Origin of the sequence: Amycolatopsis sp. NPDC049252 (genome assembly GCF_043197175.1) — a bacterium.
Lineage (GTDB): Bacteria > Actinomycetota > Actinomycetes > Mycobacteriales > Pseudonocardiaceae > Amycolatopsis.
Genome location: NZ_JBICSQ010000036.1, coordinates 53,643 through 67,679, shown reverse-complemented (window position 1 = coordinate 67,679; position 14,037 = coordinate 53,643). Strand labels below are relative to the sequence as shown.

The window sequence follows — 14,037 nt, the reverse complement described above, 5'->3', positions numbered from 1 at the left end:
ACTGGGGGAAACCATGCGCACTCTCGCCGTCGCCACCGCACTGGCCGTCTCGGCACTGACCGTGACACCCGCGGTGGCGGACACGACGCCACACCTGCCCAGACCGACCGGCTCGCAACCGGTCGGCGTCACCTCACTGTCCCTTAAGGACACATCACGCCCGGATCCGTGGGTACCTTCGGTGCCCTACCGGGAGCTGATGGTCTCCGTCTTCTACCCGGCGACCCCGGCGCACGGGCCGACGAAGCCGTACATGACACCACTGGAGTCCGAGCGCAACCTCGAGCGGGAGGGCATTCCCGGCCTCCCCCTGGACGTCCTGAGCACGGTGCGCACCAACGCCGTCGTCGACGCGCCGGCGGCCGGACGGCGCCACAGCCTGCCGATGGTCGTGCTGTCGCCGGGCTGGACCCAGCCCCGGGCCGTGCTCAGCGGCCTGGCCGAGGACCTGGCGAGCCACGGTTACGTCGTGGCGGTCGTCGACCACACCTACGAAAACCGCGCCACCACCTTCCCCGACGGCCACGTCACGGACTGCGCCGCCTGCGAGGTCGACGACCAGCCGGGGTTCTGGGAAAAGCTGGCGGGGACACGCGCGGCCGACACGTCGTTCGTGCTCGACGAGCTGACCGGGCCGCACGCGAAGTGGCGCGGCAGCGCGCTCGTCGACCCCGCGCGGGTCGGCATGGCCGGGCACAGCGCCGGCGGCGCGAACACCCTGCAGGCGATGCTCGCCGACCCCCGGATCCGCGCCGGGATCGACATCGACGGCTCGACCCACGTGCCGCTGCCCGCCTCCGGGCTGTCCCGGCCCTTCCTGTTCCTGGGCAGCAAGGACTTCTACACCCCGGGCACGCCGAACCCGTACGACGACTGGGAAACCGACTGGACGCACCTGACCGGCTGGAAGCGCTGGCTCATGGTGTCCGGCACGGTGCACAGCTCGTTCACCGACCTCGGCCCGCTCGCCGACCAGCTGGGGGTCGACGTCGGCGCGTCGCTCGGCGGCGACCGCGCGCTGGCCGTCACGCGGGCCTACGTCCGGGCGTTCTTCGACCTGCACCTGCGGTGCCGGCCGCAGCCGCTGCTGGCCGCGCCGTCGCCGGCCTATCCCGAAGTGAGCTTCATCCGGTAAGGGGGATCCGGCGGCGGGGGAAGCGGGCCGCTCCCCCGTCGCCGCCTCTTGTCCCACTTCCTGGACCTGCCGGGCCGGAGCCCAGGCGGCTCCGGAGACCGAGCCGTTCGGGCCGCGGAGATCGACTGGCAGCCGGTGGTGTAACCGACCGCCGGCCTCGAGCGACTCAGTACGCACCCCGGCTTGAGGAGGCTCCTGGTGCACCATCAGGCCACACGGCGAGCTCTCGCCGCCACGTACGGCATCGTCGCGGCCATCCAGCTCTACCTCGCCGTCACGACGGGAGCCGGCTGGGCGTGGACGCTCACGGCGCTCTGCGCGACCGTGGCGGCGGGGTTCGGCGCCGCGTTCCTGCACGGCCGCCGGGCGGCGGCGCGGGCCGCGGCGGCCGACCCGGACCTCGTCCGCGAATTCGACCATGCGTAACGGATCGGGCGGACACGCGACCCAGTCGGTGTGCCTGTGACCGAGCTCAGCGAGCTTTCCCCGCCGGAGTGGGCGGTGCCGTCCCCGCCCCGCCGGACGGCCGTGGCGGAGCACCGCATCGCCGTCCCGTGGCAGTGGTGGCGGGAGGCGATCACCCGGCGGGAGCTGCCCGGCACCCCGCCGTCGACGCCGTCGCTGACCCGCGCCGACGTGTGGGCCCCGGCCGAAGACGTGTTCACGCTGCTGTGGCGGACGCTGGCGTGGGGATCCGGCCGGTTCCTGCGTCAGAACAGCAAACGGCTCGACAGCATCAAAGCCGACACCGCCGGCGCGAAGGACCTGCTCACCGAAGCCGCCGAGGAGGCCCGGCGCGATCCCGCACGCGCGTACGCTCTGCTCCGGCCGGGCGGGCGCAACGCGATCCGTGCGCTCGGGCCGTCGTTCTTCACGAAGTTCCTGTACTTCGCGGGCGGCGGCGTGCCCGGGCACCCGTGCCTGATCCTCGACCGCGTGGTCGCCACCGCCCTGCGGGATCACTGTGGCTGGGAGTCGTTGCACCGCACGGGTCCCTGGCCGCCGGACACCTACCGGCGCTACTGCGACCTGCTCGCCCGCTGGGCGCAGGAGCACGACCGCGCGGCCGACGAACTGGAGCTCGCCCTCTTCGCCGGCGGCCCGAAGGCGGCGTCGTGATCCTCACCTGCCCGAAGTGCTTCAGCGCCGACGACGTCCGGCCGCCGCGGCGGCTGCCCGACCGGGTGCTGCATCACCGCTGCACCAACGAGAACCACGGCGACCACGAATGGTTCACCACCGCCGGACCCCCGACGGCGGCCGCGGCGGCGCCCCACCGCGTGACCGATGACCTGCTCGAGCCCCTCAAGAAGTGCGTGCGCGAGGGCGAGCCGTTCGTCGAGTTCGGGATCGTCGAGCACCGGCTGCGCGGGATGTTCCCCGACCTGTTCGCCGCGCACGTCGCCGAGCAGGGGCACTCCATGTTCGGCTCCCGGCCCTACACCGCCTCCAGCGTCCGCTTCGGCGTCGCTCTCGGACGGCTCGAGCAGGCCGGCGAGCTCGTCAGCGAATACGGGCCGGCGACCGGCGCCTGGCACTACAACGGGCAGGTCACCTACTGGGCGAAGACCGCCGCACCGGGCCGCCGGTCGTGGGCCGAGTACTGCGCGGAAAACGGGCGCTCCCCGGAGTGGACCGACCGGGACCGGCTCGGGCTGGCGCACCCCTGAGGTCAGTCCGGGCGGCGGTGGTCCGAGCACGACGAACCGGCGTTCGCGATGACCGTGTCGAGCCGGTCGCGGGCCGCCGCCAGCTCGGACATCTGGCGGTCGATGCGTTCCCGTTCGGCGACGAGCAGGTCGTGCACCTGCGGGGTCGCCTCGCCGGTCTCGACGCACGGGAGGATCTCCAGGATCGACCGGCTGGACAGCCCCGCCGCGTAGAACTGCTGGATCAGCCAGACCAGGTCCACGCTGCGGTCGCCGTAGTGCCGGTGCCCGCCGGTGCTGCGTTCCGGCACCAGCATGCCCTTCTCTTCGTAGTACCGCAGGGCCCGCACGCTGACGCCCGCCTTAAGGGCCAGTTCCCCGATCCGCATCGCCGCTCCCGACGTGATCTGCCGCACTCCGAGTGGAATCTGACGTCCACGTGAGGTTTTAGCGTAGCAGGGAATCCCACGAAGGAGAGCGATTCCCGTGACCACCCGCGAAGACCACGTCCTGTCCCGCCCGCTCACGCTCGGCGGCCTCACCGTCCCGAACCGGATCGCCATGGCGCCGATGACCCGCGGGCAGTCGCCCGGCGGTGTGCCGAGCGAGCAGGTCGCCGCCTACTACGCCCGGCGCGCGGCCGGCGGCACCGGGCTGATCATCACCGAAGGCACTTACGTCGGGCACCCCTCGTCCGGCGAGCACGACCAGGTGTCACGCCTGTACGGCGACGCCGCCCTGGCCGGCTGGTCCCGGGTCGTCGAGGCCGTCCACGAGGCCGGCGGCGTGATCTTCCCCCAGCTCCAGCACGTCGGCATGACCCGCAAGGGTGACGTGGTGCCGCACCCCGGCGCCCCCGCCATCGGCCCCTCCGGCGTGCCCGTGTCCGCCGACGGCAGCCCCGGCGAGCCGGGCCGCACGATGACGCAGCGGGACATCGACGACGTCGTCCGGGCCTTCGCCGACGCCGCCGCCACGGCCGAACGGCTCGGCTTCGACGGCGTCGAACTGCACGGCGCCCACGGCTACCTCATCGACCAGTTCCTCTGGGCGGGCACCAACCACCGCACCGACGCCTACGGCGGCGACCTGCGCTCCCGGACCCGGTTCGCCGCCGAGGTCGTCGCCGCGATCCGCCGCGTGGTCGCCCCCGGCTTCCCGATCGTCGTGCGGCTGTCCCAGTGGAAGATGAACGACTACACCGCCCGGATCGCCGGCACCCCGGAGGAGTTCGGCGTCATCCTCGGCGAGCTCGCCGACGCGGGTGCCGACGCCTTCCACGTCTCCACCCGCCGCTACTGTCAACCGGCGTTCGACGGTTCCGACCTCACCCTCGCCGGCTGGGCCAAGAAGCTGTCCGGCAAGCCGGTCATCGCCGTCGGGTCGATCGGCCTCGACACCGAGTTCACGTCCAGCCTGGGCGGCGGGACGGCGGCCTCGACCGGCATCGGCGACGTCCTGGACCGCCTCGAGTCCGACGAGTTCGACATGATCGCGCTGGGCCGTCCCCTGCTGGGCGACCCCGCCTGGGCCGCGAAGATCCGGACCGGCCGCGAAGGCGAGATCACGCCCTTCACGCCGGAGGCGCTGGGCGTCCTGCACTAGCGGTGAAACGCGGGTCGGCGCGCCGAGGGGGAGGGAGCGCGCCGACCCGCGGGGCTGACGGTACCGAGTGCGGCGGTGGTTCGCGCGCTGTTCGCGCTCATCCGCCGGACGCGAGCGTCAGCGCAACGGCTCGAGGGCCTTCGCCAGCGGCTCCAGCACGGCCGGGGTGTGCGGGGGCGGCAGGTACACGATCGCCAGGTCGAGGCCTGCTTCGCCGAGTGCCTCGGCTTCGGCGGCAACCTTGGCGTAGTCGGCGTCCGGGCCGAGGCGGACGTGCGAGGAGAGGGTGATCTCACCCGGGTCGCGGCCGATGTCCGCGCAGTGGCGGTGCAGCACGTCGCGCTTGTGGGCGAACTCCTCGGGCGTGCCGCCGACGAAGTTCCAGTGCTGGGCGTACTTCGCGGCGGTGCGCAGGGTGCGCTTCTCGCCGCTGCCGCCGATGCAGAGGGGCGGGTGCGGCTTCTGCACGCCCTTCGGCTCGTTGCGCGCCTCGGTCAGCTGGTAGTACCGGCCCTGGAAGTTCGTGGTCTCCTGGGTCAGCAGCCCGACGAGCACTTCACAGCCTTCCTCGAACCGGTCGCTGCGCTCCTTGACCGTGCCGAGCTCCATGCCGTACGCGCCGGACTCCTCTTCGTTCCAGCCGGCGCCGATGCCGATCTCCAGCCGTCCGCCCGAGACGATGTCGAGCGTCGCGGCCATGTTCGCGAGCAGCGCCGGGTGGCGGTAGTGGATCCCGCTGACCAGCGTGCCCAGCCGGAGCCGTTTCGTGGCCTGCGCGAGCGCGGTGAGCGTGACCCACCCTTCCAGGCACGGACCGGTCGAATCGGAGAAGATGGGATAGAAGTGGTCGAAGGTCCAGCCGGACTCGAACAGCTCGATCTCGTCGGCGGCCTGCCACACGGCGAGCATGTCCGCCCACTCGGTGTTCTGGGGCGAGGTCTTGATGGCGAATCGCATGATCACGAGCGTAACCCTGGAGTTCCTCCAGGGCCGGACCACGCGCGGCGGCCGTCATTGCCTGGTGTCACAGCCGATGCAGCGGTAGCCGTGCCCGATGAACGCGAGGATCCCCGCGACGACGATCCCGCCGACGGCCCAGACCCCGGCGGCCAGGACGTGGTCGGGGTTCGGGACACCGCCGCTCACCGCGGCCAGTACCCCGCTGCCGACGACCGCCTTCGCGATGCCGCCGAGCGCGACCGCGAGGGCGGCGACCGCCCAGAACGCCGAGATCGTCCCGGCGAAGTAGCGCCCGCCGCAGTTCCTGCAGGGCCGTCTCCGGGAAACCGCCGCCTGTGCCATGGGACCGCTCCTTGGTGGCCGTCGCGGCACCCGCCGATCCGCGGGCACCGGAGAGCAGAGCGCCGGGTTCGCCCGCTGATACACCGAAAGCGTCCCCGCCGGTTTTGTCGGACCCCGTCGCTACGCTCGCTCGTGTGAACGACGGGACCGCCGGATACGGTGACATCGCCAGGGCCATGGCCGAAGCGCTGCGCGCGGGCGCGGGCGACGTGTGGACGTCGGCCACCCTGCAGCTGCGCCACACCGGGGGTTCCGTTTCGTGCACCGCCTGGAGTGACGTGCGGGAGCACCTGCGCGTCGACTACGCGCAGATCGCCCGGAGCCTGTTCGAACGGCCGCCGGTGGCACTCGAGGTCCGGCTCGGCGCCGGGGGCGAATACACGTTCACCGCCCGGGAGGACGTCGCGGCGGTGTCACCCGGGCGGCTGGTGTTCGACGAGGGGTTCCGCTACCCCGGGCACCCGCGACCCGGCCTGCCCCGGCCCGCGGCCGCCGAGCCGACGGGGGCGCCCACCGACCCGGCCGTGCTCGCCGAGGTCACCCGGCTCGCCGGGGAGTTCACCGCGCTCTACGCCGGGATCAAGGGCGTTCCCCCGCCGTTGCCGCCCGGCCGCACCGAGGCCGATCTGGCGGCCGCCGAGGCCCGGATCGGCGTGCGACTGCCCGAGGACCTGCGTGCGCTGTACCTGCTGGCGGACGGCGACCCGGAGGACGCCGGCCTGCTCGGCCCCTACTCCCCCGACCCCCTCACCCGGCTCGTCGGCAACTACACGGAAGGCGAACCGGGTTCGTACGGCTGGGAAGACGCGCCGGACGACGACGGCGTCGTGTTCGAGACCGTGCCGTTCGGGCACGTGAAGCGCTTGTCCCGCAACGACTGGTGGGTCACCTTCGGCAGTGACCGCGGGGGCAACTACCTCGCGGTGGACCTCGACCCGGCGGAGCGGGGCCGCGCCGGCCAGGTCCTCGAGTACGGCCGGGACGTCTACGGCCCGCTGCGGTACGTCGCGGGCTCGATCACCGCCATGCTCACCGAAGTCGTCGAGGCCCTGCGGGCCGGGAAGTACGAGGACGCCGGCGAGCAGTACCTGTTCGCCGAGACCGGTTTGCGCGACGCCGGCGAGCGTTCGTACAGCGAGGTCATCTCGCACGCGGCCGACCTGGACCTGCCCACCGTGGTGGCCGAGCTTCCCGAGCGGGAGCTGGTCCAGGAGGTCTACCTCAACGACCCCGCCGACGTCGACCTGGCGCTGTGCGAGCCGCTGACCGCGCTGCGGCTGCTCAAGGTCAACCGCGCGGCGGTGGTGACCCCGGCGCTCGGCGGGCTCGAGGTGCTGGAGTCGCTGCAGATCAGCGCCCGGCGCGTCGAACTCGGCGCCCTCGCCGGGCACCCCGCGCTGTGGGACCTGCAGCTGAAGGACGTCGGCGAGCCGCTCGACCTCGCCGTGCTGCGCACCCTGCCCGGCCTGACCCGGCTGAACCTCGCCGGTTCGGCGGTCTGCGACCTGGGTCAGGTCTGCGACCTGCCCGGCCTGCGCGTGCTCAAGCTGGACGGCGACCAGGTGCGCCGGCTGCTCGGCACCGGACGGCCGCTGCCGCCGCTCGCCGCGCTCTTCGTCACCGGGCGGACGACCCTGCGGGAGATGGCCGGCCTGCGGGACGCCTTCACCGGGGGCTCCCCGCAGGACACGGCCATCGAGATTTCCGCTGTGCTGTAACGAAATCAGGCTCAGCTGTGCGACACGGTCAGGCCGTAGAACGCGACGCGCGCACCCTTCGTCGTGCTGTCCGAAGAGGACTGGTTGTACGAACCGGCCTTGAAGTACTGCTTGTACTGGTTGAACGACGACGGAATGCCGTAGTGCGTGGTGGTGCCGTTCACCGTGAGGTTGATGGTGTTGCCGCCGGAGATCCCGATCGTGTAGGTCCAGGTCTTCCCGATCGCCACGTGGCCGACCGGGTGCGGGGTCTGGCCGCCGTCGGGCGAGTTTTCGGTGCCCAGCACGATGTCGCCGTTGCTGTGGTAGTACAGCTCCAGCAGCGGCTTCGTCGACGAGCCGCCGGTGCCGAGGTGGACCTGGCCGACACAGACGTTGGACGTCACCGACACCACGCGCAGGGTCGCGCTCAGCTTGTGCGTGCCGCTCAACGACCAATTCGCCGAGGAGCCGCTCTTGTTCATCTCACGCAGTTCGGAGCGCGCGTAATTGGAGTTGGGTGTCGTGACGCCTTTTTCCGGCGCCCAGAATGTCATCGCTCCGTCACGCGTGTCGGTGTAGAAGTACGAGTCCTGGAATCCATTCGCGCCCTGCAGCCGTGACGACGAGATCGTCGTCGGGGAGCCCGGTGATCCCACCGGCTCCTGCAGCTGCCAGACCGAGAGGTCGAAGTTGCCACCGGGGGCGACTCCGGGGTCGGCCATGGGAGCCATGGCGATTCCGCTCACTTCGGCACCGGGGAATGCCTCGGCGGAAATCGCGGTCCCGGTCAGCAGCGCCGGGATGGCGAGAAAGGTAAGCATTGCGCGCACACGCATGGTGGCGTCCTTTCACGGCGAGAAGCGAAGCAGGGAGAGGACTTCGCCCACTCATCGGTTTCACATATGTGTTTGTTCACGTATGTGAATAAATGCGTTTCCGAAAAGCGAGTAACGATGAAGGAGATTAAGTTCGGTGTTGCTCGCTGTCAAGGAGAGGTTCACATTGAGTGGGACACTCACTTCCCTCGGTGGACGCAGAGCGGGCCGGTGCGCGGCAGGGCGACGCGGGCGCGGAAGGCCCGCGCCACCGGGCCGTCCGGCGCCGGCGCGCTCCAGGCGTACCCGGGAGCGCGCACGAGGGTCGCGCGGACGAGGGTGCGGCCGTAGCCGAGACGGCGGTGCCCGGCGTCGACGTGGACGTAGTCCAGTGTGGCGCTCCGGCAGGCGGCGCAGGACGTGAGCGTCGCGGTGCCGGTGGTCAGGCCGTCCAGCCGGAGCTCGATCTTCCCCGTCGCCGATCCCGTGGGCGGCGGGACCGCGACGAGGACCAGACCGTCCGGCGGCACCGCGCCCGGCGGGTGCTGGACCCGCACGTCGAGGTGCGCCCACTCGGCCAGCCGCCGTTCGCCCGCGTCGCCGGCCTCCTGCCTGCGGCAGGTCTCGCACAGCGTGGTGTGCAACCGGTAGCGGGGACTGTGGCTCTTGATCATCCCGAAGAGCGCGAGGTAGTGGCCGCGCAGGCACACCACCGGCGGCGCCCCGGCCGGGCGGACCGGGAGGAGGTCGCCGTACTCCCCGCGCGCTCCCGACGCCGGGCCCCCGACGGTCGCCCGGCTCACCGGAAGTCACGCGACGGCCCGGTCGCCATCGACAGGTCGAGCCGCTCCAGCCGGTCCGCGACGAGCGTGACGACCCCTTCGGCCGCCTGCACCCGGCCGCGGACCAGCAGCGCGGCGCTCGTGCGGGCGACGAGGCGCTGCCGGTTCCAGAGTCCGGGTGAGACGAGGACGTTGGCCATGCCGGTCTCGTCCTCGACGTTGAAGAACGTGATCCCGCCCGCCGTCGCCGGCCGCTGCCGGTGGGTCACCGCTCCCCCGATCCACACGCGACTCCCGTCCGCCGCCCGCGCCAGCTCGGCGACCGACAGCGCACCGCGCTGGTCGAGGTATTCGCGCAGGTACTGCACGGGGTGGCTGTCCGGCGAGACCCCGGCGGCCCACAGGTCGGCCGCGGTCACCTCGAACCGCGTCATCCCGGGCAGGGCGGGCGCGTCCAGGCCGGGCGCGAGGCCGGGCAGGTGCCCGGGCCGGGTCGCGGCGGCGGCACCCGCGGCCCACAGGGCCCGGCGCCGGTCGGCGCCGAACGCGCCGGCCGTGGCCAGGGCTTCGACGGCGGCCTTCTTCAGCGGGACGCGGCGGGTGAGGTCACCGACGTTCGCGTACGAGCCGTGTGCGTCGCGCTCGGCGACGATCGCCTCAGCTGGATCGTCCCCGAGGTGCCGGACCGCGGCCAGGCCGAGGCGCAGGGCGACGCCGCCGGTGCTGTCGAGGTCGGGTTCGAGGGTGGCGTGGGCGAGACTGGCGTTGATGTCCGGTTCCCGCACGAGAACGCCGTGGCGGCGGGCGTCGGCGACCAGCGACTGCGGGCTGTAGAACCCCATCGGCTGGGCGCGCAGCAGCCCGGCGCAGAACGCGGCCGGGTGGTAGCGCTTGAACCACGCGCTCGCGTACACGAGGTGTGCGAAGGACATCGAGTGCGCTTCGGGGAAGCCGTAGCCGGAGAACGCGTGGATCTGCTCGAAGATCCGCGTCGCCAGCTCCCGGTCCAGCCCGTTGGCCTCGCACCCGGCGAAGAACCGCGCCATCAGCGCGCGCATCTTGGCACTGGATCGCTTGGCGCCCATGGCCCGGCGCAGCTGGTCGGCCTCGGCCGGGGTGAAACTCGCGACGTCCACGGCCATCTGCATCACCTGCTCCTGGAACAGCGGCACGCCGAGCGTCCGGTCCAGACTGGACGCCAGCAGCGGGTGCGCGTGCTGCCACTCCTCCTCACCACGCCGCCGCCGGATGTAGGGGTGCACGGAGCCGCCCTGGATCGGGCCGGGCCGGATCAGCGCGACCTCGACGACCAGGTCGTAGAACTTCCGCGGCCGCAACCGCGGCAGCGTCGCCAGCTGCGCGCGGGACTCCACCTGGAACACCCCGACGGCGTCGGCGTCACAGAGCATGTCGTAGACGGCCGGGTCGGCCAGGTCGAGCTTCCCGATGTCCACAGTGGATTCGTGGTGCTCGGCGACGAGGTCGATCATGTAGTGCAGCGCCGAGAGCATGCCGAGGCCGAGCAGGTCGAACTTGACCAGCCCGACGGTGTTGCAGTCGTCCTTGTCCCACTGCAGGATGCTGCGGTCGGCCATGGTGGCCCACTCGACCGGGACCACTTCGGACACCGGCTGCTTCGAGATCACCATGCCGCCGGAGTGGATGCCGAGGTGGCGCGGGAAGTCCTCGATCCGCGCCGCGAGGTCGAGCACGTCGCCGGGGATCTCCCCCGCGCTCTGCTGCCGCGTGGCGGCGACGCCGCCCCAGCGATCGACGAGCTTGCCGTAGGCGTCCTGCTGCCCTTGGCTGTGCCCCAGGGCTTTCGCGGCGTCGCGGATCGCGGACGGCGCCCGGTAGGTGATGACGTTCGCGACCTGCGCCGCGTGCAGCCGCCCGTGTTTGCCGTAGACGTACTGGATGGCCTCCTCGCGGCGGTCGGACTCGATGTCGATGTCGATGTCCGGCGGCCCGTCCCGCTCCGGCGCGAGGAACCGTTCGAACAGCAGGTTCCACTTCACCGGGTCGGCGTGGCAGATCCCCAGCGCGTAGCAGACCGCGCTGTTGGCGGCGGATCCTCGTCCCTGGCACAGGATGTTCGCCTCTTTGCAGAACCGGACGATGTCCCACACCACGAGGAAGTAGCCGGGGAAGTCGAGCTTCCGGATCAGGTCGAGCTCGTGGTCGAGCTGGGCGTAGGCCTTCGGGTTCTCGTCCCGGGTCCCGTAGCGGGTGAGCGCGCCGGTCCAGGTCAGCTCCCGCAGGAACGACATCTCGGTGTGGCCGGCCGGGACGTCGAACGGCGGCAGGTCCGGCGCGACCACCTGGAGGTCGAACGCGACCTCGACGCCGAGGACCGCGGCCCGGCCGACCGCGCCGGGGTACCGGTGCTCGAACCGCCGCCGCTGCTCGGCACCGGACCGCAGGAACGCCTGCCCCGACGGCGGCCGCCACCCGTCGAGCTCCTCGGCCGAGCGCCGCGCCCGCACGGCGGCGACCAGTTCCGCCACGACGACGTCGTCCGGGCGGGCGTAGTGCACGTTGTTCGACACGATCGTCGGCAGCCGCAGCTCGGCGGCCATGTCACTCAGCAGGTCGTTGTGCGCCGAGTCGAACGGCAGCCGGTGGTCGATCAGCTCGACCGCGACGTGGCCGCGCCCGAACCAGTCGACCAGCCGTGCCAGCTCGGTGTGCGCGGCCGCCGGACCGTGCTCGGCGAGCGCGCGGCGGACGGCGCCCTTGCGGCAGCCGCTCAGCACGACGACGTGCCCGGCCAGCTCGTCGACCAGCTCCTCGACGTCGTAGACCGGACGGCCCTTCGCACCCCCGGCGAGCTGGGCGTGGGAGATCACCCGGCAGAGCCGGTGGTACCCGTCCTGCCGCCGGGCGATCACCAGCAGGTGCGACCCGGCCGGATCCGGCTCACCGCCCTGCGGCGCCGGGAGGTCGAGGGACAGCTCGGCCCCGAACCCGACCCGCACCCCGAGCTCGCGGGCGGCGTCGTTGAACCGGACGGCGCCGTACATCCCGTCGTGATCGGTCAGCACCAGCGCGTCGAGCTCCAGCCGCGCGGCCTGCTCGACGAGGTTCTCGGGATGGGAGGCGCCGTCGAGAAAGCTGAAGTTCGAGTGGACGTGCAGCTCCGCGTACGGCGCCCGCCGCCGTTCCCCGCCGTCGTCCCGGCCCCGGCGGTCCCGCAGGTCGTCGGGCGCCCCGGCGTACCCGTCCCGCTTGCGCGACCACGCGGGCGAATCACCGCCGTCCCCCGGGAAGGGAGCCCGCCCGGAGGCGACCCGCTCGACCTCGGACCACGGCACATTCGGGTTGTTGAACACCAACGCCAGCTCCCACCGCTACGAGTTCGCCGTGGGGAAGCCAGCGACCACTGTTCGAACACACGTACGATTTCCGTTGCTGATCCTGAGTCCGACAGGACGCGCTGTCAACTCGTCGTGACGCCGATAACTGCAGGTGAGGCACTGGACACAAGGGACTGAGCCGACCGGGAACGGTCGCCGCCCGTAATTGACCGCTCACGCCGGCTAAACCGGTCCCGCACCCCGCGCGTGGTTCTGTCGCGGCTCGCTTCGGGCCGCCGCGACGGACAAAGGGGAGAAACCATGCTGAAGAACAGGACGACGGCGAAGAAGGTCGGCGCGGTCGTGGCCGCGGCGGCGTCGGTTGCCGGAATGGTCTTCGGGGCCGCGCCCGCCACCGCGGCCGCCTACCCCACCAGCTCCTTCAAGATCCAGTATGGGGAGAGCTACTACAACGGCACAGTCACCTTCTTCAACCGGTCGGTCGGCGTCACCGGAGCGTTCAAAGCCAGCAACTGCCGGCGGATCTACGTGAAGCCGTTCGCCGGCAGCACCCGGTTGGACTTCAAGAGCACCAGTCTCTGGTGCAACACAGCCGGGACGGCGCCCGTCGACGCTGAAGCGGACGTCCCCGGCGGGGCCGACAACGTCTGGGTCTACATGACCGACGAAACCGACGCCTACCTCAAAGGCGTGACCTGCTACCGCGGCTCCAGCCCCTGCATCGACGGTCTGCACTAGACCGAATCCAGGCAGGTCCGGACAGCTCGGCAAGCCGTCCGGACCTGCCTGGCGGACCGTGGTGGAGACCTCCGGCCGGAAAGATCGGAGGCCCTGTCGATCCCGGCTTTCGTCGTTCGACGCGTGGTCGAAGGCGCCTGCAGGGGGCGGGCACGACCACCGGCTGCCAGAGACCGAGGACACTCCACCATGACTGAGCTCAACGCGGAAACCACCCGGCGCGCGATCGTCGAGCACACCCGGCGCCTGGCGGAATCGGCCGTCGTGGCCGGGCCGGGCGCCGCTGTGCCGACGGCGCCGAAGTGGACCGTCGCCGATCTGGTCGCGCACCTGGGCCAGACCCAGCACTGGGTCGCGGAGATCATCGAACGGCGCATCACCGACCCCACCCGGCTGCCCACGGAGATGGCCGTGCCGCCGGCCGATCCCGGTGAGTGGCAGGCGTGGCTGTCGCGGTCCGCGCAGCGGGTCGCGGACGCGTGCTCCGACGACGCGCTCGAGGCGCCGGTGTTCAACGCCGCGGGTGACGCGCGGTCCGGGGCGCGGTTCTGGATGTCCAGCATGCTGAACGAGGCGGTCGTCCACGGCTTCGACGCGGCCGTCGCGGCGGACCGGCCGGTCGACGTCGAAGCCGACGTCGCCGCGGCGCTCATCGGCAACCACTTCACGATGCTCACCTCGCCCACCTGGGAGATGCAGCGGTCCGAGTCCGCCCACGCCATCCGGGGCACCGGGCAGACCCTGCAGTGGCGGGCCACCGACACCGCCGACGGCGAGGGGGCCTGGTTCGTCGAACGCCGGCCGGACGGGGCGGTGTGGCAGCCGGAAACCCGGGAGGCCGACGTGACGGTGACCGGGCCGGCCGGCTCGCTGCTTCAGATCCTGACCCGGCGTCTCCCCCTCGCCGGCAACGAAACCGTCGGCGTCGACGGCGACGCCGGCCTCGCCCAGCACTGGGTCGACAGCACCGCCCACGCCAGCGACTGACCGGGCC

The 14,037-nt window shown here is 71.9% G+C and carries 14 protein-coding genes; 8 read left to right on the top strand and 6 right to left on the bottom strand.

The features are described from left to right. The first annotated feature begins 13 nt into the window (after window positions 1-13). The 4 genes from ACGFMK_RS29890 (at window position 14) to ACGFMK_RS29875 (ending at window position 2,805) form a co-directional block, all read left to right on the top strand. Window positions 14-1,135 (top strand): alpha/beta hydrolase family protein, encoded by a 1,122-nt coding sequence (locus ACGFMK_RS29890; RefSeq protein ID WP_392770052.1) that lies wholly within the window; start codon window positions 14-16, stop codon window positions 1,133-1,135. A 198-nt stretch (window positions 1,136-1,333) separates the two neighbouring features. Beyond that, window positions 1,334-1,561: a hypothetical protein gene (locus tag ACGFMK_RS29885; RefSeq protein ID WP_392770049.1), complete on the top strand. Its 228-nt coding sequence runs from the start codon at window positions 1,334-1,336 to the stop codon at window positions 1,559-1,561. 36 nt (window positions 1,562-1,597) lie between these two features. After that, window positions 1,598-2,254 (top strand): hypothetical protein, encoded by a 657-nt coding sequence (locus ACGFMK_RS29880; RefSeq protein ID WP_392770046.1) that lies wholly within the window; start codon window positions 1,598-1,600, stop codon window positions 2,252-2,254. Continuing rightward, on the top strand, window positions 2,251-2,805 hold the full coding sequence (locus tag ACGFMK_RS29875; protein WP_392770043.1) for a hypothetical protein: 555 nt from the start codon (window positions 2,251-2,253) through the stop codon (window positions 2,803-2,805). Before ACGFMK_RS29880 ends, ACGFMK_RS29875 begins: the two co-directional genes overlap by 4 nt. A gap of 2 nt (window positions 2,806-2,807) precedes the next feature. Here the strand turns inward: ACGFMK_RS29875 and ACGFMK_RS29870 are convergent, their stop codons facing one another. Continuing rightward, entirely contained in the window at window positions 2,808-3,173 is a 366-nt protein-coding gene (locus ACGFMK_RS29870) for a MerR family transcriptional regulator (RefSeq protein WP_392770041.1), read from the bottom strand. A 97-nt stretch (window positions 3,174-3,270) separates the two neighbouring features. Here ACGFMK_RS29870 and ACGFMK_RS29865 point away from each other — a divergent pair, with 97 nt between their 5' ends. Beyond that, the gene (locus tag ACGFMK_RS29865) at window positions 3,271-4,389 is read left to right on the top strand and encodes an NADH:flavin oxidoreductase (protein WP_392770038.1); all 1,119 of its coding nucleotides are present in this window, start codon (window positions 3,271-3,273) and stop codon (window positions 4,387-4,389) included. Between the two features lie 117 nt (window positions 4,390-4,506). Here the strand turns inward: ACGFMK_RS29865 and ACGFMK_RS29860 are convergent, their stop codons facing one another. Together ACGFMK_RS29860 and ACGFMK_RS29855 are read right to left on the bottom strand one after the other, a co-directional pair. Continuing rightward, window positions 4,507-5,346: an LLM class F420-dependent oxidoreductase gene (locus ACGFMK_RS29860; protein WP_392770036.1), complete on the bottom strand. Its 840-nt coding sequence runs from the start codon at window positions 5,344-5,346 to the stop codon at window positions 4,507-4,509. Between the two features lie 54 nt (window positions 5,347-5,400). After that, window positions 5,401-5,691: a hypothetical protein gene (locus tag ACGFMK_RS29855; protein ID WP_392770033.1), complete on the bottom strand. Its 291-nt coding sequence runs from the start codon at window positions 5,689-5,691 to the stop codon at window positions 5,401-5,403. Between the two features lie 134 nt (window positions 5,692-5,825). Between ACGFMK_RS29855 and ACGFMK_RS29850 the strand changes: the two genes are divergently transcribed. Continuing rightward, complete coding sequence (locus tag ACGFMK_RS29850; RefSeq protein ID WP_392770031.1) at window positions 5,826-7,409, top strand: SMI1/KNR4 family protein; 1,584 nt, start codon at window positions 5,826-5,828, stop codon at window positions 7,407-7,409. Window positions 7,410-7,420: 11 nt separating this feature from the next. Here the strand turns inward: ACGFMK_RS29850 and ACGFMK_RS29845 are convergent, their stop codons facing one another. The 3 genes from ACGFMK_RS29845 to ACGFMK_RS29835 form a co-directional block, all read right to left on the bottom strand. Beyond that, window positions 7,421-8,227, bottom strand: coding sequence for a polysaccharide lyase family 7 protein (locus ACGFMK_RS29845; protein WP_392770029.1), 807 nt, complete (start codon window positions 8,225-8,227; stop codon window positions 7,421-7,423). Between the two features lie 179 nt (window positions 8,228-8,406). Further along, window positions 8,407-9,009, bottom strand: coding sequence for a GNAT family N-acetyltransferase (locus tag ACGFMK_RS29840; protein ID WP_392770027.1), 603 nt, complete (start codon window positions 9,007-9,009; stop codon window positions 8,407-8,409). After that, window positions 9,006-12,323 (bottom strand): error-prone DNA polymerase, encoded by a 3,318-nt coding sequence (locus ACGFMK_RS29835; protein WP_392770025.1) that lies wholly within the window; start codon window positions 12,321-12,323, stop codon window positions 9,006-9,008. Before ACGFMK_RS29835 ends, ACGFMK_RS29840 begins: the two co-directional genes overlap by 4 nt. Before the next feature lie 282 nt (window positions 12,324-12,605). On the opposite strand from ACGFMK_RS29835, the gene ACGFMK_RS29830 reads away from it, so the two are divergent. Together ACGFMK_RS29830 and ACGFMK_RS29825 are read left to right on the top strand one after the other, a co-directional pair. After that, window positions 12,606-13,043: a hypothetical protein gene (locus ACGFMK_RS29830; protein WP_392770023.1), complete on the top strand. Its 438-nt coding sequence runs from the start codon at window positions 12,606-12,608 to the stop codon at window positions 13,041-13,043. 189 nt (window positions 13,044-13,232) lie between these two features. Continuing rightward, window positions 13,233-14,030, top strand: a complete 798-nt coding sequence (locus ACGFMK_RS29825) for a maleylpyruvate isomerase family mycothiol-dependent enzyme (protein ID WP_392770020.1) — start codon at window positions 13,233-13,235, stop codon at window positions 14,028-14,030. Window positions 14,031-14,037: the final 7 nt, after the last annotated feature.

Excerpts from the sequence above, each read along its gene's own strand:
- ACGFMK_RS29830 (WP_392770023.1), top strand. The coding sequence starts at position 12,606 with ATGCTGAAGAACAGGACGACGGCGAAGAAGGTCGGCGCGGTCGTGGCC.
- ACGFMK_RS29890 (WP_392770052.1), top strand. The coding sequence starts at position 14 with ATGCGCACTCTCGCCGTCGCCACCGCACTGGCCGTCTCGGCACTGACC.
- ACGFMK_RS29870 (WP_392770041.1), bottom strand. The coding sequence starts at position 3,173 with ATGCGGATCGGGGAACTGGCCCTTAAGGCGGGCGTCAGCGTGCGGGCC.
- ACGFMK_RS29855 (WP_392770033.1), bottom strand. The coding sequence starts at position 5,691 with ATGGCACAGGCGGCGGTTTCCCGGAGACGGCCCTGCAGGAACTGCGGC.
- ACGFMK_RS29860 (WP_392770036.1), bottom strand. The coding sequence starts at position 5,346 with ATGCGATTCGCCATCAAGACCTCGCCCCAGAACACCGAGTGGGCGGAC.
- ACGFMK_RS29845 (WP_392770029.1), bottom strand. The coding sequence starts at position 8,227 with ATGCGTGTGCGCGCAATGCTTACCTTTCTCGCCATCCCGGCGCTGCTG.
- ACGFMK_RS29825 (WP_392770020.1), top strand. The coding sequence starts at position 13,233 with ATGACTGAGCTCAACGCGGAAACCACCCGGCGCGCGATCGTCGAGCAC.